This is a genomic window from Leptothoe sp. EHU-05/26/07-4, from assembly GCF_043421015.1.
Classification (GTDB): domain Bacteria; phylum Cyanobacteriota; class Cyanobacteriia; order Phormidesmidales; family Phormidesmidaceae; genus Leptothoe; species Leptothoe turfae.
Genome location: NZ_JAXSQV010000005.1, coordinates 155,554 through 179,701, shown reverse-complemented (window position 1 = coordinate 179,701; position 24,148 = coordinate 155,554). Strand labels below are relative to the sequence as shown.

Annotated in this window: 19 protein-coding genes; 10 read left to right on the top strand and 9 right to left on the bottom strand. The window is 48.9% G+C overall.

The features are described from left to right. Positions 1 to 144 precede the first annotated feature (144 nt). Complete coding sequence (locus U2F10_RS19345; RefSeq protein WP_499873072.1) at positions 145 to 2,766, top strand: CHAT domain-containing protein; 2,622 nt, start codon at positions 145 to 147, stop codon at positions 2,764 to 2,766. 118 nt (positions 2,767 to 2,884) lie between these two features. Here the strand turns inward: U2F10_RS19345 and U2F10_RS19340 are convergent, their stop codons facing one another. The 6 genes from U2F10_RS19340 to U2F10_RS19315 form a co-directional block, all read right to left on the bottom strand. Further along, a complete protein-coding gene (locus tag U2F10_RS19340) occupies positions 2,885 to 3,637 on the bottom strand; it encodes a DUF928 domain-containing protein (RefSeq protein WP_499873071.1) in 753 nt (250 codons plus the stop codon). Between the two features lie 208 nt (positions 3,638 to 3,845). After that, entirely contained in the window at positions 3,846 to 6,311 is a 2,466-nt protein-coding gene (locus tag U2F10_RS19335) for a CHASE2 domain-containing protein (protein WP_499873070.1), read from the bottom strand. Positions 6,312 to 6,332: 21 nt separating this feature from the next. Further along, positions 6,333 to 7,526: a DUF1822 family protein gene (locus U2F10_RS19330; protein ID WP_499873069.1), complete on the bottom strand. Its 1,194-nt coding sequence runs from the start codon at positions 7,524 to 7,526 to the stop codon at positions 6,333 to 6,335. Between the two features lie 46 nt (positions 7,527 to 7,572). Then, a complete protein-coding gene (locus U2F10_RS19325) occupies positions 7,573 to 8,760 on the bottom strand; it encodes a sigma-70 family RNA polymerase sigma factor (protein ID WP_499873068.1) in 1,188 nt (395 codons plus the stop codon). Positions 8,761 to 9,125: 365 nt separating this feature from the next. Continuing rightward, complete coding sequence (locus U2F10_RS19320; RefSeq protein WP_499873067.1) at positions 9,126 to 12,050, bottom strand: UPF0182 family protein; 2,925 nt, start codon at positions 12,048 to 12,050, stop codon at positions 9,126 to 9,128. A 146-nt stretch (positions 12,051 to 12,196) separates the two neighbouring features. Beyond that, a complete protein-coding gene (locus U2F10_RS19315) occupies positions 12,197 to 13,168 on the bottom strand; it encodes a calcium/sodium antiporter (RefSeq protein ID WP_163671065.1) in 972 nt (323 codons plus the stop codon). Positions 13,169 to 13,292: 124 nt separating this feature from the next. Between U2F10_RS19315 and U2F10_RS19310 the strand changes: the two genes are divergently transcribed. Beyond that, positions 13,293 to 13,952: a class I SAM-dependent methyltransferase gene (locus U2F10_RS19310; protein ID WP_163671064.1), complete on the top strand. Its 660-nt coding sequence runs from the start codon at positions 13,293 to 13,295 to the stop codon at positions 13,950 to 13,952. 54 nt (positions 13,953 to 14,006) lie between these two features. Here U2F10_RS19310 and U2F10_RS19305 read toward each other — a convergent pair whose 3' ends face one another. Next, positions 14,007 to 14,630 carry a precorrin-8X methylmutase gene (locus U2F10_RS19305; RefSeq protein WP_163671063.1) on the bottom strand — a complete coding sequence of 208 codons (624 nt, stop codon included), beginning with the start codon at positions 14,628 to 14,630 and terminating at the stop codon, positions 14,007 to 14,009. 456 nt (positions 14,631 to 15,086) lie between these two features. Here U2F10_RS19305 and glpX point away from each other — a divergent pair, with 456 nt between their 5' ends. The 7 genes from glpX to mazF all read left to right on the top strand — a co-directional run bounded on the left by glpX (position 15,087) and on the right by mazF (position 21,785). Further along, complete coding sequence (gene glpX, locus U2F10_RS19300) at positions 15,087 to 16,124, top strand: class II fructose-bisphosphatase (RefSeq protein WP_163671062.1); 1,038 nt, start codon at positions 15,087 to 15,089, stop codon at positions 16,122 to 16,124. 311 nt (positions 16,125 to 16,435) lie between these two features. Next, positions 16,436 to 17,725 carry a glutamyl-tRNA reductase gene (locus tag U2F10_RS19295; protein ID WP_163702861.1) on the top strand — a complete coding sequence of 430 codons (1,290 nt, stop codon included), beginning with the start codon at positions 16,436 to 16,438 and terminating at the stop codon, positions 17,723 to 17,725. 88 nt (positions 17,726 to 17,813) lie between these two features. After that, entirely contained in the window at positions 17,814 to 18,542 is a 729-nt protein-coding gene (locus U2F10_RS19290) for a class I SAM-dependent methyltransferase (RefSeq protein WP_499873066.1), read from the top strand. A 204-nt stretch (positions 18,543 to 18,746) separates the two neighbouring features. Beyond that, a complete protein-coding gene (locus U2F10_RS19285) occupies positions 18,747 to 18,914 on the top strand; it encodes a hypothetical protein (protein ID WP_163702859.1) in 168 nt (55 codons plus the stop codon). A gap of 35 nt (positions 18,915 to 18,949) precedes the next feature. Beyond that, complete coding sequence (gene bicA / locus U2F10_RS19280; RefSeq protein WP_499873065.1) at positions 18,950 to 20,629, top strand: bicarbonate transporter BicA; 1,680 nt, start codon at positions 18,950 to 18,952, stop codon at positions 20,627 to 20,629. A gap of 572 nt (positions 20,630 to 21,201) precedes the next feature. Continuing rightward, positions 21,202 to 21,444: an AbrB/MazE/SpoVT family DNA-binding domain-containing protein gene (locus U2F10_RS19275; protein WP_163671058.1), complete on the top strand. Its 243-nt coding sequence runs from the start codon at positions 21,202 to 21,204 to the stop codon at positions 21,442 to 21,444. After that, positions 21,438 to 21,785, top strand: coding sequence for an endoribonuclease MazF (mazF, locus tag U2F10_RS19270; protein WP_163671057.1), 348 nt, complete (start codon positions 21,438 to 21,440; stop codon positions 21,783 to 21,785). Before U2F10_RS19275 ends, mazF begins: the two co-directional genes overlap by 7 nt. 245 nt (positions 21,786 to 22,030) lie before the next feature. On the opposite strand, the gene U2F10_RS19265 is transcribed toward mazF, so the two are convergent. After that, a complete protein-coding gene (locus U2F10_RS19265) occupies positions 22,031 to 22,189 on the bottom strand; it encodes a CGNR zinc finger domain-containing protein (protein ID WP_431732109.1) in 159 nt (52 codons plus the stop codon). Between the two features lie 262 nt (positions 22,190 to 22,451). Between U2F10_RS19265 and U2F10_RS19260 the strand changes: the two genes are divergently transcribed. Next, positions 22,452 to 23,162 carry a DUF4336 domain-containing protein gene (locus U2F10_RS19260; protein WP_499873064.1) on the top strand — a complete coding sequence of 237 codons (711 nt, stop codon included), beginning with the start codon at positions 22,452 to 22,454 and terminating at the stop codon, positions 23,160 to 23,162. A 337-nt stretch (positions 23,163 to 23,499) separates the two neighbouring features. On the opposite strand, the gene msrB is transcribed toward U2F10_RS19260, so the two are convergent. After that, entirely contained in the window at positions 23,500 to 24,072 is a 573-nt protein-coding gene (msrB, locus tag U2F10_RS19255; RefSeq protein ID WP_499873063.1) for a peptide-methionine (R)-S-oxide reductase MsrB, read from the bottom strand. Between the last annotated feature and the right edge of the window lie 76 nt (positions 24,073 to 24,148).

Below are 24,148 nucleotides of genomic sequence, written 5' to 3'. Positions count from 1 at the left end.
GGAGTTTTCCCCCCTAGTAAGACTACGGTGCATACACAAGGATTGGATACTAGCGTTTGCGGTTGTCTAACCCCCTCTAACTCCCCCTTGGTAAGGGGGAGGACCGGAGTTTCCCCCCTTACCAAGGGGGGATTAAGGGGGGTCATGCAGAATGTTGAACTCCCTGCCGAGCTGTGTATACACGGTAGCCTCCTCAAGGACAACACAAAGCAACAAACAATCCAAACCTCCTCAGCCAGCTCCCTCCTACAAACAGGCATCCGGCAATATGAATCAGAACAATTCGCCGCCGCCATCACCAGCTGGACTCAAGCTTTACAAAACGACCAACCCCCATCCGATAGTCTCACCCAGGCCCTACTGCTTAGCAATCTCTCCCTGGCCCACCAACACCTGGGGCAATGGCCCCAAGCCACCGAAACAATTGCCCAAAGTCTCAGCCTACTAGAAACCCCAAGCGACTCAGCCGCCTATTCAGAAACCCTGGCCAAAGCCCTAAACACCCAGGGCCGCCTGTATTGGGGCCAGGGCAATATGGAAGCCGCCCTACTGAGCTGGCGTGAGGCAACAACGGCTTATCGGCAAGCAGACCATAAGAGAGGTGTTTTACTAAGTCTGATCAACCAGGCAAAAGCATTGCAAACCTTAGGCCTGCACGTACAATCTAAAACCATTTTGAATGAGGAAATCTCTCAAATTTTGCAAAATGGAGCGCTGGACCCCATATTAACGGCCAAAGGATTCTGGCATTTAGGCAATGCCCAACGACAGTTTGGCGAACTAACGGCATCCCAGGAAAACCTGCAACAGAGCCTGGCCATCGCCAAGACAGCTAACCGGTCCAAGCTAACGTCCTCAGTGTTACTGGATCTGGGCAATACTGAACGCGCCCTCAGTGATAGTGCCAGCGCCATTGGCAAAAAAGATGAGGCGTTGGTACATCAAACGGCGGCGCTTGCCGCCTATGAAGAAGTTGCCAACATTGGAACCGCATCCCTCAATCAGGTACAGGCCAATCTTAACCGGCTCAGTTTTTTAATAGACCTTGAAGAATGGTCCGCCGCCCAAGCCCTATGGCCAGATCTGCTATCCACCATTCCCCAGCTACCGCCCAGCCGCACGGCTATTTATGCCCAACTCAATTTTGCCAAGAGTTTAGCTACCCTGATGCAGGTCAGCGAGGCACAGCCCAAGAATCGCCAGGTCAGTCAAGCAGGCACTCCCAGCTGGCAAGACATTGACGCAATTTTGGTCACTGCCATCCAACAGGCCCAGGCCCTGGATGACACCATTGCAGAATCCTATGGCATTGGCCAGCGGGGTGAGCTGTACGAAATGCTCCAGCAATGGCCTCAGGCTCAAGCGCTGACCCAAAAAGCCCTGTGGCTCACCAATGAGACGCAATTTCTAGATGGCCGCTATCGTTGGGAATGGCAACAGGGGCGTTTGTTAAGGAAACAAGGCAAACAGGATGAAGCTGTTAAGGCCTATGATGCCGCTGTCAAAACCTTAGAACAGGTTCGTAAAAATCTGCTCTTTATCGATGCCGAGGTGCAATTTTCGTTTCGGGATAATGTTGAGCCTGTTTATCGTGAGTTTGTGGAGTTATTGCTGAGCCATGATGGTCAGGCCAGCTTCAGCGATCAAACGTTGAACCTGGCCATCCAACAGATTGATAGCCTACAGCTGAGTGAGCTGGAAAACTTTCTGCGCTGTGACTTAGCCAGCACCACCACCATCAGCCAGTTTGAGACGGATACCGATGCTGCGATTCTGTATCCGATTATTTTGCCAGATCGGATCGCGGTGATTCTACAGCTGCAGGGGCAAAAGATTTTTGCTGATTTTGAGATCCCCCAGGAAACGGCTGAAACCAAGTTAGAACAGCTGCGGCGGGATCTCAGTAATGCACCCAACCGCACACCTGAAGTGAAAAAGGCTGCTAAAGAGATCTATAAATGGCTGTTTTCAGAAACGATTGAGGCAGCGCTACAGGACTCTGACATAAAAACCCTGGTCTTTGTGTTGGATGGTGCTTTGCGGAATATTCCCATGGCGGTTTTAAATGATGGGGAGCAATATCTGGTGCAGAAGTATGCGATCGCAATCGCCCCTGAGCTGGAACTGTTCACCCCCAGACCCCTGACCAAAGAACTCAGGGTATTTACAGGAGGTGTGGGCACCCCCCAGGAAATCGAAAATCGACAGTTTCCTGCCATTGAAAAGCTCGATGCTGAGCTAGACAAAATCAGTGAGCTGTTTGGCCCGCAGCCACCCCTAACCAATGAAAACTTTCAGCGAGAAGCACTACAGCAACAGCTGAGTACGGGCAGTTTCTCAGGCATTCACATCAAAACCCATGGTGTCTTTAGCTCCGATCCAGAAGAAACCTTTATCGTGGCCCACCAAAAACTAATCCGTGGCCAAGAACTTGGGGATCTGATCCAATCGGCCAGTGTGCAAGGCGAAACCCCCATCGAGCTGCTGGTATTGAGCGCCTGCTCCACCGCCACCGGTGATAATCGAGCCATCCTGGGCCTGGCTGGCATTGCCGTACAGGCGGGGGCACGCAGCACCGTTTCCACCCTATGGGAAGCACAGGACATCCCCAATACAGAATTGATGATCCGGTTCTATGAGGAACTAAAACAGCCAGGCACTAGCAGAGCAAAAGCGTTACAAAACGCTCAGCTGGCCCTGATTGAACGGGGTTATCGCGCCCCCCACCTTTGGGCCACCTATGTGTTGGTGGGCAATTGGCGTTAACAAAATCAAAGGATCCCACAACTGCCTAGAGCAAGGTGTGCACAAGGCAACACCCCCACAAGGGTTAGGCAGTTTCAAAGCAATTTATTCAATCCCCTTTCAATTAACCATCTGTCAACTAACCATCTGTCAACGTTACTGGACCGACCACAGGGTATTGAGTAAACTCGCCCAAGTCAACGGACTCTAGCAAGTCAGCCCAGGTACGTCTAATATCCCCATCATTGGGAGACGCTGTTTGCAGCTGTGATGCAACCTGGTCAACCCTGTCGTACCAGATATCAGACGATAGGGCATTGCCCTGCACGGGTGATGCCGACGCCACCGGCTGTACCCAACCATCAATATTCAGGTCGCTCACAGCCTCATCACTGGCAATACAGGATACATTCAAATACCAGTGATAATACTGACCTTCTTCCAGGCTATTGGCGATATCAGCTGGCAACGTGATACTGACAAACCCTGGCTGGGTAGGCAGTTCAAATGAGGTTTCATACACCCGATCATCTTCAGACTCAGTCAAGATGGAAAACTCTCCACTCTCCACCTCATCCACGGTATAGGGCATGTAAAACCAAAAGGTTGTGGGATATCCCGCCAGGGTTTTGCCATGGACATTGGCCGGGGTAATCGCCGTTAATTTCTGGTTTTTTTGAGGACACACCGCCGGACCACCGCTGAGGCTACCGCCGGGTTGGCGATTACCCGATGGTGGTGGTGTTGATGGGGCATCGGGTAGCTCCGCTTTCCGGCCACGACCATTGTCAATCGGATTGGGAATAGCTGAAGCAATGGGCATGAAACCCAGGGGGCTCAAAAGTGCTACCCATGCAAAACTGACGAGGGCTAAACGGTTTTGCGATCGCATTTCTCAACTCCTCTATATCTAGAACGTTTTCAGGTCCAACGATTCGACAGTGATTTAGTAGTCCGTAGTTTAATGGTCTGTCAAGCTGAAAATTTCAGGCAAAGCTGGTAAAGAATCTAAAGGGATGAAGAGCCACACTTCACCCCATCGCCCTGGAGGCAATAGCCTAAAAGGCATTGCTTCGCTAAGGCTGACGCAGCACTCTTTATCAGGACCCAACCCGTATTGTTAACTTTGACACTGCACTCGTAATAACGCGCAGATAACCATGCTTATACGCTAACAAAACTCCAGCAGTTCCACCTAATGCAAATAATGCGGGTACCAGGGGTACCCATCCCCCCTGCACTAAAAGCAAGAGACAAACCTGACGCAGGCCCACACTGGCCCCGCCCACAACCAGTAACACCATCACTGGGCGGCGAATACACCACACCAACACACCGCCCACAACGGCCCATCCCCAAATCCAGAGCATGTCCCCCCACTGCCACTGGCCGACTTGGGGCAATACCCAAATTAAGGGGCGCTCATCCAAGACAGCCGCGAGCAGCTGACTTACCCCGTGGGCATGAACCCAGACCCCTGGCAATGTGCCAAAAGGTGTTTCACGAATATCATTAGCAATGGGATCGGTCACCCCCATGAGCACAATGCGATCGCGAATCAAATTATCATTAAATCGCCCTTCCAGCAGGTCCGTAAAACTAATGCGGTGCGCAGGCTTAGACCTAAATCGGTAGTTCAACAAAATTTGACTACTTTGACCATCCAACTGCTGATAACCACCCGTCCGTACAGCCAACCGATTAAACACAACAGGGCCTAAGTGCCAATTCTGCTGTGTATTCGCATTCAGAGGTTGCACCCCCTCTTTTCTTAAAAAACGTAGGACCAGATTGAGACTCAAACTATAGGGTGTGGAACAAGCCGACGAAACAGGACCTAAGTGGGGGTCGTAAGACAATAAGTGACGACGTACAACCGAACGGTTACGCTGATAGTCATCATCAATTTCGAGATCGCTAAAACCCACTTGATGTTCAGCTTGATAACGAGAGAATTCAGGAGGATGACCCAAAATCTCTCGATCATTCTGATCAAAAGAACACACTGTGATCAGATCAGGCGATTTTTCAAACTGCTCAAGCAGCTCCTCTCGACCAGGTTCATTCACCTGATAGCGATGCATATCAATGCCTACGGCCCTAGGCTGGCGTTGCTGTAGTTGGTCCAATGCCGCAGCTAACACGCCATCTCGAATGGGATAGCCATATTTATCGGTATCATCTTGCTCAATTTCTACCACCAGCAGACGCTGATCAACAGCAGGCTGCTCCCAGCTCACTGGCCGAGACCGGATTAAATGGTCATAGGCAGATAGCTCTAACGGCTGCAAAAGCCCTAAGGCCCTGACACCGACAAGCGGTAGGGTAACAGCTAAGCTGGTGACCAACAGATGACGCCAGTTAATATCCAATAATGTCTTAGGTTTAACTGGCTGGGGCTTTGGTTCTCGTTGTTCGGGCAATAACGACTGTGATTGAGGTAGCGCTGCTCCTTTAGTCCAAACAATCGGCGCTTCCGTTGGGTTCTGAAAAATCACAGGTAACCAGCTGGCACCGGGATATTTTCCCTCTAACCCCTGTAGTTTCTCTCGGGCATATCTAGCGGCAGTGTAGAACGCCTCTCCATGGGAAAAGGTCTGTAAAAAGTTCTCTAAAAACGCATGGGCCACCGGATCAACCACCGGCTCTCGCATCACAATCAGCTGAGGAATATTTAGATCAGCTAACGCCCGCGCTAAACCTAAACCATCACAGGAGTTGAAAATAGCTAGTTTGAGACCACGGCTAATAGATGCACTCAGAGCATTCCGCAATTCATCAATAGAGAGCTTTTCATCCGAATTTAGAAACAGCTGCTCCTTAAATTTGCCCTTCTCATCAACGGCATGGCTCGTGCTGTGGCCAGCAAAAAAGAAAATATCCCAGCCCTTGTCATCCCATAACTGTCGGTCTAATTCAGCTCGGTTAGGGTTCGACAAAAAAATAGTGTCAGCATCAACATCTTCAAGCATCAGGCGATCGACTTGAGTGTCGATCCCCTCACTATGCCCTAAAACCACCAAAACTCTCATCCGACGACTGATGGCCGTGGTGGTCTGGCTGGCAACCTCATACTCTGGAGAACTCAGAGCCACCTCTGCTTTGGTGTAATCCTTAAAAAATCGCCAGAGATGCCAGGGTAATTTCTGAAGTAGAGGATCGTCCGTTTCGATAATGACCCTAACATTCTCTTTAGGATCAAGTTTCACCCGTAATTGCTGATCGATCTTACGAAAGCCAGGAGAATTTAGCCACTGATTGATTTCCCCCTCTAAACGCTCACTCAACTCTAGCAAGTCGACCCTGGAAACATTAGTAATGGGTTCTGGTTCAAATTCAATCAGATCTTTTGCCGATAGCCGCGAGCGAAAGCGGTTATTCAAGGCTTCGTACAGACGACGCCATTGCTCGTAAAGCTCAGGGAGATTTTTAGCCGCAGGCAGACTACCACGACCACGGTATTGTACAGGCAGCTCACTATCTGGAAATAAGAGCTGGGCATTAACGCTGTTAAAGCCTGTTTGACAATTCCCTGGACCTAAATTTAAGACAACCAGTGGATTCATAGAAGCATCTCAGAGAATCTATTAAGCCGAAAAGGTTTCGCTAAAGGTGTCATCGCTAAGGTCAATTTGAAGACGGAACTGAGTACCCGGCTGACACCTGAAATAAGGTAGCTGCATGTAGTCTTCTTGAGTACGGGCTTGAACAGACTGCAATATCTCATCATCTTTGGAATAAATAGAGAGAATGAGATCAGTCGGCACATGATTATTCTCAACGGCTGGATGTACCTGTACCCGCACACCCATACGCCCATCGGACTCTGAATTTAACACCATCAGTAATGCTACCGTCTGGGGTTCTACTTCAGCATTTAATGTAACGAATTTAATTCTTGGTGCACAAAATCCTTTAGACTCTCTGGCCCGTCGCATGTTGTATGCAAAGGCAGGATGCTGCAAGCCCCAAAATGAGTCAAGGGGTTGCCAGTCTTCACCAAATAGGTTATGCAACCACTGGCTCAGGTTTGTAGTGGCCTTAACCAACTTTGCTTGCTGGTTTTCCATGCGTCGCTGATATAGCTGCTGACGCCAGTCTTCACCCTGGATTAGCGACGCCCAGTGGGTAAACGGGAGCATGAGTCTAGGAAATACTGCATTGGGTTGGCTTAACTGTTGCATGGCTTGAATTACCTGAGCGGGAGATAAGGGCTGTAACGGCGGTATCACCGCCCGAGTGTCAGCATCTGGACAAAATTGACAGATATTCCAGAAGGCATTGAGATCGCGTTTTAAGTCCTGGCTTGACACACAATAGGTGCGATCGCACCCATCGTAATCAGCCACTTTTTTAATGTGCTGGTGGGTTGTATAGCCCCACACCCTGAGCCAGTGGTTTTCTAAATCAATTTGGACTGCTAGATAATAATCGGCGGCCCAATCTGGAATATCTACCCATTCTTGAGGAATGTCTAATCCGCCTGTATCCAAGGTATCTGAAGGGAGTAGCACCAGCCGTTTAGCCCCCATGGTCAGACAGCTACCGCTCACCATTTCCCAAATATTCGGCAAGCTATCTACATTGGGCCAGATGGATGTCTCTCGGGCATATTCTTGCTGAAACCAGGGTAAAAACACCCGCAGGCAAAGCTGATTTAGATAGAATTCCTCACGACGACCAGGCGTGACTAAGGTCTCCCTGGCTTGCCAACATTGGGTTTGGATATTGGGTGGGATTTCTAGCCACCATTCAGTAGGCTGGGCAAATGTGAGGCTCATGCGCGCAACTCCATCGCTGGCAACGGTTGGTTATTAATCTAGTAATCTAAGACTGATTGCGGTGGTGAACCGTCAGCCATTCTTCCAGGGCAACACTCATGTTGGTGATTAGGTCTGGCGAAGGCGAAATATGCATGGTTTTGGCCCAGGCTATCAAGGCCCGCAGTAAGTTTTCGCGGGTACGGGTCAAACGCCTGGACACTGTGTATTGTTTAATATCTAGCTGCTGGGCAATTTGTACTTGGGTCAAGCCGTCACCATAGTACAGATGCAGCATCGCCTGGTTATCTGGGGTCAATTTACCGATAGCGGCGATCAGGACTGTGTTGATGTGAGCTTGCTGCATCTGGCGCTGCTGACCATCTTCTAGCTCAATAATGGCGTTAATAAGTGATGATTGCAGTGAGTCAGAAAGCTCATCCTGGAGTTCACCCACCTCTCGGTTAGGGCTGGGGACATTTAATGATTGGACAGTCGGGTACATGTATTCCCGCACCCAGGCAGCACATTGGGCCAACCGTTGCTCCAGGTCTGCTGGTGTCAGGACAGCTCCGGGTTCAGATAGCTGCATGAGCCGTTCGGCGTTGTAAAGGTTTGCGATCTCAATCCACTGCTCCCGATCCGGTGCTCGCAATTTACGATTATGGGCTTTGGCAGCACCATAAAGGGTTTTATAGCAAACCCAGGCCAACCGATACTGGGCAATCGCCGTAGGTGATAATCCAGCATGGCGCAATGCCTCTACCATGCGCTGTTTACTCACCCGCCGCAAAAGCGTCCACACGGTACAAATATCCGCTTCTTGGCGCTGGCGTAGCGTATCCCTAATCAAAGAAGCATAAACAATTCTGGCATACCCCTTTAAGCTGGCACCGCGTCGGGGATCATACCCTGCTAAAACTTTCGCTAGATCTATATTGGCCAGCTGAAAACAGTCTGACAATCGATACGAGGTGCGGCTGAGCATGCGCATTGACCGCTGAGCAGACCAGTACCAGGCTTCCTGCAAATAGGCCGCTAGATGCCCAAGCGCAATATCGTCTGGCTGCTTTTTCCAACGTGAATGCCAATAAAGTGACCAAAAATCTTCTGAAGGCTCCGTATTGGCCAACTGATCTTGGTGCTGCTCAAAATTTCTCCGCAATCTAGGATCTACTACCCAACGATTAAAGCGATCTGACCGAAATTCAATAAAGGTTGAAAAGATTTCGATGAGGCTCTGTCGAGAATGCATATCAAAAATAAAGGAGCCTTAAGCACGCTTACATGAGGGTCGAGCAACATCCGGCAAAATCACAATTGATAGTTTTCACCTTTACCATTCTATGATTGACAACCTCCAAAATTGTATATATCGCACTTTCCTTATAGGAGCCTGAATGGTTAAGGCACATTTCTCCAAAAACGATAGGCAACCTCTATTGATTGGATTGATTTTATCAAAGGTTACTTGAATTGTTGACGCGGTCGAAATTTGATAGCTCACGGGGACTCTATGGCGTACGTTTGTCCATTATCAAATGTGGATGGGTCGATGGGAGGATGGGTGGAGAGTGGATGGGGGATGCCATAGGCTGCTAAATTTCTGCCATCGGGGTACTAGTTCAAAAGCTCGGCATTCAAGTCTCGTAAAATCGTCGAGCCCCCTGAACGCTGAGGATTAAAGATTGCCTGCAAAGATTGCTCCAGGGTTTCTGCCATGGCAATACGATTTTGATACGCCACAATCACACGGGCCAAAATCGGTAACCGGTTTTGTTCAGCCTCTAGATATAACGGCTCTACATACAGCAATGATTCTTCGATAGGAATGACCAGCAAATTGCCTTGATTGGCCCGTGAGCCTTGGGTATTCCATAGGGAGATCCGCTGAGAGATTTCTGGATCTTGATTGATCCGAGCTTCGATTTGCTCAGGGCCGTACACCAGTTCCTGCTTAGGAAAGCGGTAGAGCAACATCCGACCATACTGATTGCCGTCGGAACGAGATGCGAGCCACGCGATCAGGTTGTTCCGCTGCGATGGGGTAAATGGCCGGAGCAGAACAAATTCCTCTGCCGCTTCCTTGGGCAGTTTCATAATCAAATAGTAGGGTTCTACCACCTGGGATTCATTGGCATAGATTTCATTGGGAGCTCGCCAGGTATCTTCGCGGTTATAAAAAATACGTGGGTTGGTCATGTGATAAACCAACAGCTGATTTGACTGCACCAGGGAATAGTCTTCGGGATAGCGAATGTGGGCGACCAACGCCGGAGGCATTGATTCTAAAGGCTGAAGCATTTTGGGAAACAATTCAGCCCAGGTTTGAATAATGGGGTCAGTGGCATCAGCAACGTAAAACGAGACTGAGCCATTAAAGGCATCCACCACCACCTTGATAGAGTTTCGAATATAGTTAAACGGTTGGCCACCGGGGTCTGAATAGGGATAGCGATCGCTCGTGGTATAGGCATCGATGATCCAATAGAGATAGCTACCCTCGGGATCGATCGGATTAGAGGTATCAGAGGCGGCCTGGGCATTGGCATCGGCCACCACCAGGTAGGGATCGCCATCAAATTGCAGAAACGGTGCAATTTCTTTGACACGCTCTTGAATATTGCGCCGAAACAACAGTTTTGTATCGGCGGTAAAATCGTTGGTAAACAACATTTGCCAGTCGCTGAGATGCTTGGAATACAGCAATCGCTGCCACCAAGCCCCCAGCGAGATGCCACCGGTACCGGCATAGGTGGTATAAACATTGTCATTTTCTCCTGGGTAGTCCAGTTCGGGGACCCGAGTACCAGTCATGACATAGTTGTTAGTTAATTCGCCAAAGTAAATTCGTGGCTGCCCAATGGGGATGCTGCGGGCAACATCTTCATTACTGGGCACATGGGCAATGTCTTTAATAAAGTAATCTGGCAGACCGCCAATGGCTGCCGTATTCACCGGGCTCATGGTGAAGCCATAGCCATGGGTATAGCTGAGGTGTCTGTTCACCCAAGTTTGAGCCGTATCTTCTAATTGCTCATAATTGAGTTCACGGGCAGAGATCAGCACCTGACGACGTTCGGTGGTGCCGTCACTCTTGGTCAGGGTATAGCGATCTACATCAGCATCGAAAAATTCATAGTACAAGCGAATCTGTTGCAACTGCCGGTTACTTTCCAGTAGGGGGCGCGTATCCCAAACTCGGATATTGCGCACCGTCAGATCGTTATTGTTTAGCTTTTCGACTGTGAGATTATTTTGAGGATTAAAACTCTCTTCTTGAATATCGGTAAGGTTAAACGCATCACGGGTAAACGCAATGGAGCGCTCAATATAAGGCCGCTCTCGCTGAAATTCATTGGGCTGCACCACCAAGCGTTGCACTAACCAGGGAGCCAGGGTTTCACCCAGTAGAGCAACCGTTAAATACGTCGCAATCAGAATTGCAAAGGAGGGGACTCTCAACCTGGATCGATGTTTGGCAAACCCAAAGAGATATCTACTAAATGCTATGACCACCAAACTCAGGGTAATGATGCTCAGGGCTGTCTGTACTGGCAAATCCACCATGACATCGGTGTAGCTAGCGCCGTAGGTCACCCCCTGGCGAGAGTAAAGCAGCTCATACCGATTCAGCCAATGGTTAATGCTGGTGGTTAACAGCAGTAGACCTGTCAAGATATACAGGTGCCGCTGTTGTCGGGCAGAGAAACCTAGAAATCGTCCCTGACTGAGACGTTTACCTGCTAACAAGTAAATCAGGGCAACCGCCACTAACGTAAATAAAAACAGGCCAGACAGCCAGAATTCTGCCAGCTCTAGCACAGGCAGGCGAAAAATGTAAAAGCTAATGTCGTTATTGAACAGGGGATCAGATTGTTCAAAGCTGGTGGGATTGAGGGCTGGCAGTACCCGTGACCACTTAGAGGACAGGACCAAACTAAAGCTAAGGCTGAGGAGCAAAGTTGCGATCGCACTGCCCACCCCTGGATAAATCATCACCCCCAACATAATGACCATCAGCGGCCCCAACTGCCAGGGTTGAGCCATAAGCTGCTGTATAATCCGCCAGCCGGTATCCACATTCAGCCACAGGGGCAAGGTGGGCAGGGGGTCAGCCGCAATGGAATGCCAGCGGGTCAGGGCTAGCTGTCCGTGATACAGCAAAGAAACTGAAAGCAGCAGTGCCAACCCCATGGCCAGGGGCAGTAGCCGCCCTAAACCAATGCCTCTGCGTCGATTTTCAGCACTGGGAACAATGCAATAGTCATCAAAACTCAGCTGCCGGGCTCGCCAGAGATTTAGACCGGCAAATAACAAGCTGCCTAAAAACGTCATTGTGCCCAACACCACCTGGGTGCGTAGCCTCAGCCAAAAAACATCCAGATAGTTAACTGAGCGAAACCACAGACCTTCTGCCGCAAAATAGGTGAGGATATCAACGCTGAGGAAAAGTGCGATCGCAATCAGTCCCCATGTCCAAGAGGCTCTCGCAGATTGTCGTGGGGTAGCCCCTTGCAGAGGCCGGTCTTGCAGAGTCGCCATAGTGCATTAGATAGATCAAAGCGGTCTTACCTTATCTTAGACAAGATCTTCGACCAGGCCTCCCAAACCGCCAGTCTCTATCGAGACCGCCTAGATCACCTGGCCTAGATCACCTGGCCTAGATCACCTGGCCTAGATCACCTGGCCTAGATCACCTGGAATGTGGTGCCCATAAACCAGATGTACAACATGATAAATAACCACCCTTCCCAAATGGTGATCTTGTTGTCTTGAACAATAAAAAACATCAACAATGAGGCCGCCAATAACGTTGGCACACTATGGGTAAGAATCGCATCTGATACCGGCAGTGGCCGAATTAACCCAGGAATACCCACGACTACAAAAATGTTGAAAATGTTGGACCCAATCACATTACCAACTGCTAACTCTGCCTTACCCTTAAGGGCGGCATTAATGGTTACCATCAGCTCAGGCAATGATGTTCCCAGGGCAACAGCACTAATGGCAATAATATCTCTGCCAATATTGAGACGATCAGAGATTTGAATCAACGAGTCAATCGTATAGTTGGCCCCTAGAAATATAAAAATTCCGCTGAGCACCAGGATCAGCACCTCCCTCATTAACTGAGCTGTCGTAAAGGCCGGGGCAGATGGATCCACAGCCTCCTGGTTAGAATCATCAGTGGCTTCATCACTACTCTTGAGAATGTAAAACAGATAGACAATGTAGCCAATGACAAGAATCAGCGCTTCTCCACGGGTAAACGTCTGATCTGATGAGGCCATCAAGGAGAACAGAAATGCTGACCCCACAAACAACGGCAGATCGACGCTGATCAGGTTATACATGACCCGCAAGATCTTAGTACTCATGATGGCCGCCGTACCAACCACCAAGCAAATATTGGCAATGTTAGAACCAATGACGTTACTCGCCACGACTTCCGCTGCCCCTTGAAAGATGCCAAACAATGAGGACAATAATTCCGGTAGCGACGTCCCCATGGAGACAATGGTTACGCCCACAATAAAGGGGGGTAACCCCATGGCAAGACCTAGTTTTTCAGCAGCATCAGTAAAAAAATCAGAGGCTTTAACCAACGTGGCCAGGCCAAGCACAAAGATCAACAGCAGTAGCGGTAAAGAATCCATAGAAACCCGGAAGTAGGTTAGAAAATAAATGTAACCACATCCAGAACCCTATGATCATTGCCACCAAAGCAACGTTTAGAACTGGATGTAGTTTGGCCTGCTGTTCGAATACGACTTCACATTTATGCTTGCCGCTAGTCAGCGTCAGAAACTTGACGAATCTAACGATACTTTGTTCTACGAACACCCCCGTTTTGTAACCCATGTGGACGAACGGTTTATTGAGCAGCTGACTGAGTTATATCAGGAACGACTCACCCCGAACAGCTGCATTCTAGACATGATGAGCAGTTGGGTATCACATCTGCCATCGGATATGCAATTTGCGCAGGTAGAAGGCCACGGTATGAATGCCGAGGAACTGGCCAAAAATCCCAGACTCGATCATTACTTTGTCCAGGATTTAAACGACAATCAGACGCTGCCTTTTAAGGATTGCACCTTTGACGCCGTACTCAACACCGTATCCGTGCAGTATCTGCAACAGCCTGAAACTGTTTTCGCTGAAATCTATCGCGTCCTCAAGCCCGGTGGCATCGCCATTGTCAGCTTTTCTAATCGGATGTTTTACCAAAAAGCGATCTCAGCCTGGCGCGACAGCAGCGATGCTCGCCACATTGCCCTCGTCAAAAGCTACTTCGCGTCAGTCAAAGGCTTTAGTCAACCTGAAGTCATTGCCAACCAGGGTCCCCCCATCAATCCCATTCTGCAAATGATGGGCATGGCCAGTAGCGATCCGTTTTATGCCTTGATCGCCGAACGAATGGAGGTTTTGGTCAAGTAGGTCAGGTAGGGCGGGCAGGGCCCACCGTCCAGCATTGCCCGTTCTCAACACCAATTATCCCCGTTGCTTGCCACCATAGGCCTTCCAAGCCAAATCAATCAGCCCATTCACAATGGCCACAGCGACGACGGTGCTGCCCTTACGGCCACTAATACAGATGCTTGGCATCAAGCTGTCTTTTAACCGAGATTTAGTCACCTCTGCTTCCAAAAACCCCGCAGGTGTGGCGATCACCAAAGCAGGCCGAATCACATCGGTTTCAATCAGCTGCACCAGACTATCCAGGGCTGGTTGAGAATGGCCAATCACAAAAATTGCCTCTGGATAACGCTTTGCCAGGGTTTCAATGCCCCAGGCGGCCCGAGACTGATCTTTTTGAGGTCGCGTAATGGCATCCATAGCGGAGTACACCGGGTTGGAAAAGGTACTTTGCAGCCTGGGGGTAATGCCAGCCTGAGCCATGGGACCATCGACAACGACTGTAGTACGCGCTGCCAACGCAGCAGCTCCAGATGGGAGGGCCTGATCAGAAAATTGAATTAAATCCTTATATTCATAGTCTGCTGTAGCGTAAATCACTCGACGCACTATCTCATATTCGGCTGGAGCAAATGTATGCTGACCAATTTCCTGATCGATTATGCGTAAGCTCCTTGCATCCGTGACGTGCCATTCCATAAGTGCTGCCTGCGTTCGCCGCTAGTTTCAATAGACTAGCATCGTCAGCTGTTTTTCTGGTATCAAGGCAACTTAATACGTCACATGAATATTTTTTTGACAGCTGAATTCGGACGTGAAGCCAAAATCATGGTCAAGGCATAAGTACAAATGCTTATTCCCAACCTCTGATGAGCTAAGGCTTTAGGCTCTTTAATAGGGGATGCTTAGACCATTTTTGTATGCCACACATTGCGTGCAGGGAGCTTGAATCAACCGTTTGGAGTGGCCTAGACAGTAAGAAAGGTGCCCCCTCGGTCTGATATTCTGAAGCTATTAAAGGCGCTCATATAGTCTTAATGCCACTGGTGGTTCTAGGAACGATTCTGGAGGATGGGCTATCAGTGCCCGCCACAGATGCGCCGACAATCAGCAGTGCCGCCTTAATAACAGCAGGCAGTTTGGAGGAAATACGCAGTGGAAAGTACCCTCGGATTAGAAATTATTGAAGTTGTCGAGCAGGCTGCGATCGCATCTGCTCGCTGGATGGGTAAGGGTGAAAAGGATATCGCTGACGAGGTGGCTGTAGAAGCCATGCGTGAGCGCATGAACAAGATTCACATGCGCGGCAAGATCGTGATTGGTGAAGGTGAGCGTGATGATGCTCCCATGCTTTACATCGGCGAGGAAGTGGGTGTTTGTACCCAGCCCAATGCTGACGAGGTTTGCAACCCTGACGAGCTAATCGAAATCGACATTGCCGTTGACCCTTGCGAAGGTACTAACCTTTGTGCCTATGGTCAGCCCGGTTCCATGGCTGTATTGGCTATTTCTGAGAAGGGCGGTCTGTTTGCAGCACCTGACTTCTACATGAACAAGCTAGCTGCCCCCCCAGCTGCTAAGGGCAAGGTAGACATCACCAAGTCTGCCACTGAGAACCTGAAGATTTTGTCTGAGTGCCTGGACCGCGCCATCGACGAGCTTGTCGTTGTGGTGATGAAGCGTTCACGCCACGACGACCTGATTAAGGAAATCCGTGATGCGGGTGCCCGCGTTCGCCTCATTAGCGACGGTGACGTCTCTGCTGCTATCTCCTGTGGTTTCTCCGGTACTAACACCCATGCTCTGATGGGTATTGGCGCAGCTCCTGAGGGTGTCATTTCCGCTGCTGCCATGCGCTGCTTGGGCGGTCACTTCCAGGGTCAGCTAATCTACGATCCTGCCATTGTTAAGACCGGCCTCATCGGTGAGAGCAAGGAAGCTAACCTGGCTCGACTAAATGAAATGGGTATCACTGATCCCGATAAGATTTACAGCGCTGAAGAGCTCGCCTGCGGTGAGACTGTCCTATTTGCTGGCTGTGGTATTACGCCTGGTCTATTGATGAATGGCGTTCGCTTCTTCAAGGGCGGTGCTCGGACTCAGACCCTGGTAATTTCCAACCAGTCCAAGACTGCTCGCTTTGTGGACACCATCCACATGGCTGAAAACCCCAGCTACGTTTCCCTGAAGTAGTTTTAGGCCTTAAGTCACCCATGGGTAGGGTGCGTTACCACGCACCTTACATATTTTAAAAACACTCTAGCTGTTGACAAATGGCTAGGGTGTTCTTATGTCTATGTGTCATTTGGTAACGGTTAGCACCAAATGATGGACTTTTGTTGAGAAACCTTGAGTTGGGGGTCCGTTTTTCTCTAGTTTCAATAGGTAGCGCATTTAGCACGGTATCGCTAAAGCGCTTATTTCATGACTGTTGAAGACATTTACTTTTACTGCGATCGTCCGGCACGTCGGGCATTTAATAAAGGATCTTTTTTGGAGGAAGAATGAATATTGCCGTTATTGGCCTTAGCCATAAGACTGCACCAGTCGAGGTTCGGGAAAAGCTCAGTATTCCCACACCTAAGGTTGAAGGTGCGATCGCAAGACTCACCAGCTATCCTCACGTCAAAGAAGTTTCCATCCTCAGCACCTGTAATCGTCTAGAACTCCACATAGTCTTAAGCAACACTGAAAACGGCATTCGCGAAGTCACTCAGTTTCTAGCCGAATATGGTGATTTATCCATCGAAGACCTGCGTCCCCACCTCTTCATCTTGGTTCAGCAAGATGCCATCATGCATCTGCTACGCGTCTCCTCCGGTCTAGATAGCTTGGTACTGGGTGAAGGCCAGATTTTAGCTCAGGTGAAACACGCCCTAGCAGAAAGCCAGAAGTACAAGGGCGTAGGTCGCATTTTAAGCCGCCTGTTTAAAGATGCCATTAAAACTGGTAAGCGCGTACGTACCGAGACCAGCATTGGTACAGGGGCAGTTTCTGTCAGTTCTGCTGCTGCTGAACTTGCTCAGATGAAGGTGCCTGACTTTACCAATTGCCATATCACCATCATCGGCGCAGGCAAAATGGGTCGCCTGTTAGTGAAACACCTAGTCTCTAAGCGAGCTGTAAACATCACCTTGCTTAACCGCAGCATCAAGCGAGCCGATGATCTAGCCGCTGAATACAGCCATGTGAACATCAAGACCGGCACCATGGACATCATGGAAGCCGCTGTCACCAAAGCTGATGTCGTCTTTACCTGCACATCCTCAGAAGAGCCTGTGCTGCATCATGACAACGTTAAGCCTTGCTTGGCCGGTCGTCCTTTAAGCCTTTTTGACATCTCTGTTCCCCGTAATGTTCATAAGAACGTAGAGGAACTCGATGCAGTGAAGGCTTACACCGTTGATGACCTCAAGGAAGTCGTGGCCAAGAACCAGGAAAGCCGTCGCAAGATGGCCCAGGAAGCTGAAGGTATTCTGGAGCAGGAGTTAGCACAATTCATCAAGTGGTTTGGTTCCCTGGATACTGTCTCCACCATCAGCAGTCTACGCACTAAGGTAGAAGCTATCCGCGAGCAAGAGCTAGAAAAAGCCCTATCTCGTCTGGGTGCAGACTTCTCTGACAAGCACCGCAGTGTAGTTGAGGCCCTATCCCGTGGCATTGTCAACAAGATTCTGCATGACCCCATGACCCAACTACGGGCGCAGGAAGATGCTGAGTCCCGCAAGCAAGCCATGGAAACGCTGCAAGTATTGTTTAACCTGGAAGCGAAAAGGGCGAAGGCGAAGCGTTAAAAAACCCAAATACCCATTAATACGGGCATTACATCACAATGTAGGGGCGTTCCATGGAACGCCCCTACATTATTTTTTACCAATTGCTATGGTGCTCGTATCGCTACGTCGTCTGATTCCTTTATTAATTGCAATCTTCTGTCTGGGCTGCACCCAGGCTGATATCAGCACCGTCAATAGCATTTACAGCTACAAACAGCCCAGCAGTGACGGCATCGGCAAAGTCTACATGGGCCGCGAAATCTCCCAGGTAATGGGTCATCAGGGAGCCTATTGGTTAGAGCGTCCTAGCCGCGAAACAGAGGAACGACCTGATATGGCCGTGGATGCCCTGGGTCTGAGTCCAACGGATACAGTGGCCGATATCGGTGCAGGCACCGGCTATATAAGCTTTCGCATGGCTCGAAAAGTGCCTGATGGACAGGTCTTGGCAGTAGACCTACAGCCAGAGATGATTCAGCAGTTAGAAGCAGCTGGCGATGAACAGGGCCTTACTAATGTGCAAACAATTCAGGCAGAAGAAGATAATCCTCATTTGCCATCTGAGCAGGTGGATTTGGTACTCATGGTGGATGCATACCATGAGTTTGCATCCCCTCGGGAGGTGATGACAGGGGTGGTAGCCGGGTTGAGGCCTGGCGGTCGTGTAGTGCTAGCAGAATATCGGGCAGAGAATCCGTTAATTATGATCAAGCGCCTACACAAGATGAGTGAAAAACAAGCCAAAAAAGAAATGGCTGCTGTGGGACTCACCTGGATAAAAACAGATGAACGGCTGCCTCAGCAACATTTGTTATTTTTTGAGAAAGCGTCATAGGAAAGTTGTTGTCGACTCTACTCAAACAACTCTACTTATGAAAGCCGAGAAGAGTCAGTCATGAAGCGTCTCTCTTGCGGAACAAATGTTGCAGAACCAACGTGTCTTCGATAGTTTCAACACACAAGCGCTTCAGTACAGAAATTGCATGCCTAATTCTCTCGTCCAGGCTGATGGTTCTACCCAGCGAGACAATTAATTGACATGCCCGTTGACTCGTTAATCATTCATTTCCAGCATCTAGAAAAAGCTAGCGGCAGCAACTTGCGCATTGTGACCTTAGCCAAAACGGGAGATGATGAAGTAGCTAAACTTCATCTGAATGTTGCAGACACACAGCTGTTTTGCGAGTTTCAGTCCCACTCGGTTTAGGTCAAACTCGCCCTATTTTCATCCAAAAGCAACCTATGCCAATCACGAATCGTATCAAGTTCAATAATGTTAGAGGCGATGTTTTAGGCGGTCTGACAGCTGCAGTCGTTGCTCTACCCTTGGCATTAGCACTGGGTATTGCCTCTGGTGCTGGGGCATCTGCAGGGTTATGGGGGGCCATTTTGGTCGGCTTTTTTGCTGCCTTATTTGGTGGTACCCCCAGCCTGATTTCTGAGCCAACGGGGCCAATGACGGTGATTATTACTGCGGTCATTGCTGAAACCACAGCCAGCGATCCTGAAAATGGCTTAGCCATGGCGTTTACCGTGGTCATGCTGGCGGGAGTGTTTCAGATTGGCTTTGGGCTGCTGAAGCTAGGGCGATACATTACGATGCTGCCTTACAACGTCATTTCAGGATTTATGACTGGCATTGGCGTGATTTTAATCTTTATGCAAACTGCGCCCTTTCTCGGTCAAGAAGCCCCCAAAGGTGGGGTCATTGGCGTGATTAACAATTTGCCTAGTCTAATCGCCAATTTAAATCCCTGGGAAACAGCCTTAGGCATTCTGACCTTAGTGATCTTGTTTTTCTATCCCAACAATCTCAAGAAAGTAGTACCCCCTCAACTGGTGGCTTTGGTCATCGGAACGCTAGTATCATTGACGCTTTTGCGGGATATCGATATTCGCACCATTGCCACAATTGGAGAAATCACGCCAGGTTTACCAACCTTGCAACTGCCGACGCTTACCCCTGGTAATTTAAGGCTCATATTTGTGAATGCCATGATCCTAGGCATGGTCGGCTCCATTGACTGTCTATTAACCTGTTTGGTTTCAGATAGTTTGACCCGGTCTCAGCACAAGTCCAATAAAGAATTGATTGGTCAGGGAATTGCTAACATCATTACCGGTCTTTGTGGCGGCATTGCAGGTTCAGGAGCTACGACGGCTACGGTCGTGAATATTCAAGGCGGAGGCCGTACAGCATTATCTGGCCTTAGCCGTGCCCTAATTCTATTTGTGGTCGTACTGTGGGCGGCTCCCTTGACATCAGGAATTCCATTAGCAGTGTTGGCCGGCATTGTCTTAAAGGTGGGCATCGATATCATCGACTGGGGTTTTCTTAAGCGAGTTCATCGGATTTCCTGGAAGGCAGCTGGAATTGTTTATAGCGTCGTGGCACTGACGGTCTTTGTTGATTTGATGGTAGCAGTCGGCGTAGGTGTGTTTATTGCCAATATTCTGACCATTGCCCGTCTAGATGAAATGCAATCTGAATCGGTAAAAGCGATTACGGATGCAGATGACCAAATTGTGATGACACCGGAAGAACAGCAGGTGTTAGATTCAGCCAATGGTCGGGTGCTACTGTTCCATCTCAGTGGACCGATGATTTTTGGCGTAGCCAAGGCTATTTCCCGAGAGCATGATGCTATTGACTCCTATGATGTACTCATTGTTGACCTCGGAGAAGTTCCGGTTTTAGGCGTCACTTCTTCTTTAGCCATCGAAAACGCCATTCAAGAAGCCACCGAAGAGGGTCGAGAGGTACTTGTCGTAGGGGCAACGGGTAAAGTTAAACGTCGGTTAGAAGCGCTGGGAATCAACAAACTTATTCCCAATGATCATTGGATGGATGATCGCCTACAAGCTCTAACTGCAGGTTTATCGTTCGTAAAGCAGCAGCAGCAGCAGCAAGCAATTGCATAATTCTGCCACTGAAGTTCATCTTGAGTCTAATTTTGTCTTCCTGCTTTTAGCTAGTTATCGCGACATAACAACCTCGCTGCACCGGAACACCTTTTCTGCTTCAGATTCCTCTGCTACTGTGGTTGCTATGGTGGGCATTTTGGGCGCTTTTGCTTGCGCCCAACCAATACACAGGTTCAAGCATATTTGTTCCAGACTGTGATACCGTTGGCGAGCTTTTCACCGCACTCAGCATGTGGATAATTTGGTTAACAACAGCTTTGATACTGGGATTTAGTATGTGTATCAGGTTTTGGCATAGAGCCAAGATATTATGGGCTATCAACACTGTTGCCGTGATCATTTCAATGGTCAGCATCATGAGGTACATGAATTTGGTGGCATACAGTGAACAGCTTCAGCAATACTGTAAGTAAACCTTTTAGATGATTGTAGGCAGTTCGAACCTCATGTTTGATGCGTTTTAACTATTGCCAAAGATTGTGATCAGCGACTATGATGTAGATACACTGTATCTACATCTAAAAGATTAGATTGTGATAGTTTAAACGCCCTAGATGCAAGGAGCTCCTATGGTTGCAATGGTTGCTAAGTGGGGTAATAGCTTAGCTCTTCGGATTCCCCAATACATTGTCAAAGAAATTCAGATAACTGAAGGTACTGAAGTCGAGCTTATGGTGCTTGATGGTAACTTGGTAGTCAAACCCAAACCTCGTAGGCGTTATTCCTTGGAGGAATTAGTCGCTGGTATTACACCAGAAAATTTGCATTCTGAGGTGGAAAGTGGTGTGGCTGTGGGGAATGAAGCTTGGTAAATCCAACAGAACGCTATACGCCAGGGCGAGGAGATATTGTTTATCTAGACTTTGATCCAACTAAAGGGCATGAACAGCGAGGACATCGACCTGCTCTGGTGGTTTCGCCTCGTAGTTACAACGTTAAAAGCTCCTTAGCACTGTTTATGCCTGTTACTAGACAGCAGAAAGGGTATCCCTTCGAAGTTCTTTTACCACCTGGGCTACAGGTTCAAGGGGTGGTACTTGCTGATCAAATCAAGTGTCTGGATTGGAAAGCTCGTAAAGTTCAATTCGTTGAAACTGTACCAGAAGAACTGATTGAGGAGGTGCAAGCAAAGGTTGAACCTCTAATCTTCTAGAGGGTTAAATCTCCACCTGTATTTATCAGCAGCCCAACACTGCGTTGCAACGGCGGAGCGTAAGCAGTTGATAAGAGGCTAAAGTTACTACCGCCGTTGAACTCCAAAGTTCCTCCGCAGTAATAGTACAAATGCTTGGTGCTATGTGATAAAGTCTCGGAAGCCACGGAAGAACAATCGCGCAGGGTGCAAGATCTAACCAAACATCAGCACGCAGGATAAATTGCTGTCAGCCACCTAATCAACTATCGAGGCCGTTCGTAATATCGCCTAGCCTTGCTTCGAGCTCCACAAGTTCGCATCGAACACCAGCGCTTAGTCCGACTCTTGGTCGTATCGTAATAAGCCCAACCACATGTAGGCAGCGCACAGCATTTGAACCGCGCCCAAGTGCCGTCAATCATACTGTTGTAGATGATTGCAACTAGCTGACCAATCACACGCTCGCTCGCTGAGTCAGTTTCGGGAACAGGAACTGGGCCATCTTCCTCAAACTTCATTCCGAAAGAAATCTGAAATACGCCACCAGTAAGGAGTTCGGGAGAGACTTGCTTTAACACGCAGCGCCGTACCAAGTCTCGGAGTGCAAGAATTCGAATATGAAGCCGTGAACGTGTCAAGTGAGTTTCGGCATCGCTATGAAAAACCGACTGAGGGATCGCCATCATGGCCTATTCAATATATGAGTATGTTCCGGGCACGATTTACATTGTGGAGTATGGCATCCGTTTCGGCGGAATGGATCTCTTCAGCCGTATGACCATAGTGAGGCTAAACGATGGCAAACTGTGGCTACATAGCCCGTGCAAATTGGATGCACTCCTCAAATCAGAAATTGATCAACTCGGCGAAGTCGCTTACATTATTGCCCCCGGCAACTTTCACCACCTCCATGTCTCCGACCTCCAAGCCGATTACCCCAACGCTGAAACCTTTCTCTGCCCAGGTCTGGAAAAGAAGCGCGCTGATCTCAGTTTTGACTGGATCTTGGGAAACCGACCCGATCCGCGTTGGGCGTTAGATTTCGAGCAGGTCGTTATCCAAGGCACACGTATTATGAACGAAGTCGCCTTTCTCCACAAACCAACCCGAACACTCATTCTTGTGGATCTATTGGAGAACATTGGCGATAATTATACGCATGAAGCAGGTCTTCTATTGAAATTCTGGTGGAAAGTCGTATTCCACATGTGGAACACCCCTAAACCCGCGCCTGAATATCAGCTGGGATGGGGTAACAAAGAGATCGTGAGAAAAGGGCTAGAAAAAATTCTCTCATGGGAATTTGAACGTATCATTATTGCACACGGGAACTTGATCGAAATGGATGCAAAGGCAGTAGCAGCAAAGGCATGGCAGAATGTGTTGAAAGCCTAGCGCAGGGGATTGTCTGTGGGCAGGGTAAGCTTAATCCAACAACGCTTTCTTGCCTACTTGTCCAGATCACAGCCATTCTTACCGAAGAGACTTACCTCGAAGGCAAGTTCGGCAGTAAGTATCTCGACTACAATGCTAGTCAAACATCCAGGCTTCTTGCGGGGTAACCCAACGAATCCTCAAATCATCAAACTATTTTGGTTGTTGTCCTTGGCAGGCGGAGTAGCCGCATCAGTGATGGTCCTATCTTCTAGATGACTACCCCAGCTGCCTTAGCGGGCGTTGGTTACAAGCAAATGAACTTAAGAGGGTTTCGTTACTTAGACTCCATGGACAGCTAGATATCATCAGCCTCAAAGCGGGCAACGTACTGACCATATCCCTCCGTTTCTAGATCAACCAATGGAATAAAGCGTAACGCCGCCGAATTAATACAGTAACGCCGCCCCGTTGGTGCTGGCCCATCCTCAAAAACATGCCCCAGATGGGAATCAGCCTGGCGACTGCGCACCTCAGTCCGGACCATGAAAAATGACCGATCTTTTCGCTCAACAACATTGACAGATTCAAGCGGTTGAAAAAATGAGGGCCAGCCTGTCCCCGATGCAAACTTATCTAGAGACGAGAAAAGCGGTTCTCCAGATACCACATCGACATAGATACCTGGCTTTTTGTTGTTCCAGTAATCGTTTCTAAAGGGCGGTTCGGTGTCATCTTGCTGGGTAACGGCATACTGTTGCTCTGTCAGCATGGCCTTCAACGCATCGACATCCGGTTTCTGAAACCCAGCCTTGGCCTCGGTTATAACAGGCTCTATTGTTAGAGCAGCCACCTCAGCATGGATTGGAGCAAAGAGAGTTAATACCACTAGCAGCACACAGCTCAGAATAATCCTGTAAAGTCGTTTCATCAGCCCCTTAATCACAGCGTCAATAGCAAAAAGTCAATGGTTCTTAAAACCGACGACACATCGTAATACGATTCTC

Bases quoted from the DNA above. Each gene is read 5' to 3' on its own strand.
- U2F10_RS19310 (WP_163671064.1), top strand. From the start codon at position 13,293: ATGCTTGCCGCTAGTCAGCGTCAGAAACTTGACGAATCTAACGATACT.
- U2F10_RS19285 (WP_163702859.1), top strand. From the start codon at position 18,747: ATGCCCGTTGACTCGTTAATCATTCATTTCCAGCATCTAGAAAAAGCT.
- U2F10_RS19275 (WP_163671058.1), top strand. From the start codon at position 21,202: ATGGTTGCAATGGTTGCTAAGTGGGGTAATAGCTTAGCTCTTCGGATT.
- msrB (WP_499873063.1), bottom strand. From the start codon at position 24,072: ATGAAACGACTTTACAGGATTATTCTGAGCTGTGTGCTGCTAGTGGTA.
- U2F10_RS19260 (WP_499873064.1), top strand. From the start codon at position 22,452: ATGGCCTATTCAATATATGAGTATGTTCCGGGCACGATTTACATTGTG.
- U2F10_RS19340 (WP_499873071.1), bottom strand. From the start codon at position 3,637: ATGCGATCGCAAAACCGTTTAGCCCTCGTCAGTTTTGCATGGGTAGCA.
- U2F10_RS19325 (WP_499873068.1), bottom strand. From the start codon at position 8,760: ATGCATTCTCGACAGAGCCTCATCGAAATCTTTTCAACCTTTATTGAA.
- bicA (WP_499873065.1), top strand. From the start codon at position 18,950: ATGCCAATCACGAATCGTATCAAGTTCAATAATGTTAGAGGCGATGTT.
- U2F10_RS19345 (WP_499873072.1), top strand. From the start codon at position 145: ATGCAGAATGTTGAACTCCCTGCCGAGCTGTGTATACACGGTAGCCTC.
- U2F10_RS19320 (WP_499873067.1), bottom strand. From the start codon at position 12,050: ATGGCGACTCTGCAAGACCGGCCTCTGCAAGGGGCTACCCCACGACAA.
- U2F10_RS19330 (WP_499873069.1), bottom strand. From the start codon at position 7,526: ATGAGCCTCACATTTGCCCAGCCTACTGAATGGTGGCTAGAAATCCCA.
- U2F10_RS19295 (WP_163702861.1), top strand. From the start codon at position 16,436: ATGAATATTGCCGTTATTGGCCTTAGCCATAAGACTGCACCAGTCGAG.
- U2F10_RS19305 (WP_163671063.1), bottom strand. From the start codon at position 14,630: ATGGAATGGCACGTCACGGATGCAAGGAGCTTACGCATAATCGATCAG.
- U2F10_RS19335 (WP_499873070.1), bottom strand. From the start codon at position 6,311: ATGAATCCACTGGTTGTCTTAAATTTAGGTCCAGGGAATTGTCAAACA.
- U2F10_RS19290 (WP_499873066.1), top strand. From the start codon at position 17,814: ATGGTGCTCGTATCGCTACGTCGTCTGATTCCTTTATTAATTGCAATC.
- U2F10_RS19265 (WP_431732109.1), bottom strand. From the start codon at position 22,189: ATGATTGACGGCACTTGGGCGCGGTTCAAATGCTGTGCGCTGCCTACA.
- U2F10_RS19315 (WP_163671065.1), bottom strand. From the start codon at position 13,168: ATGGATTCTTTACCGCTACTGCTGTTGATCTTTGTGCTTGGCCTGGCC.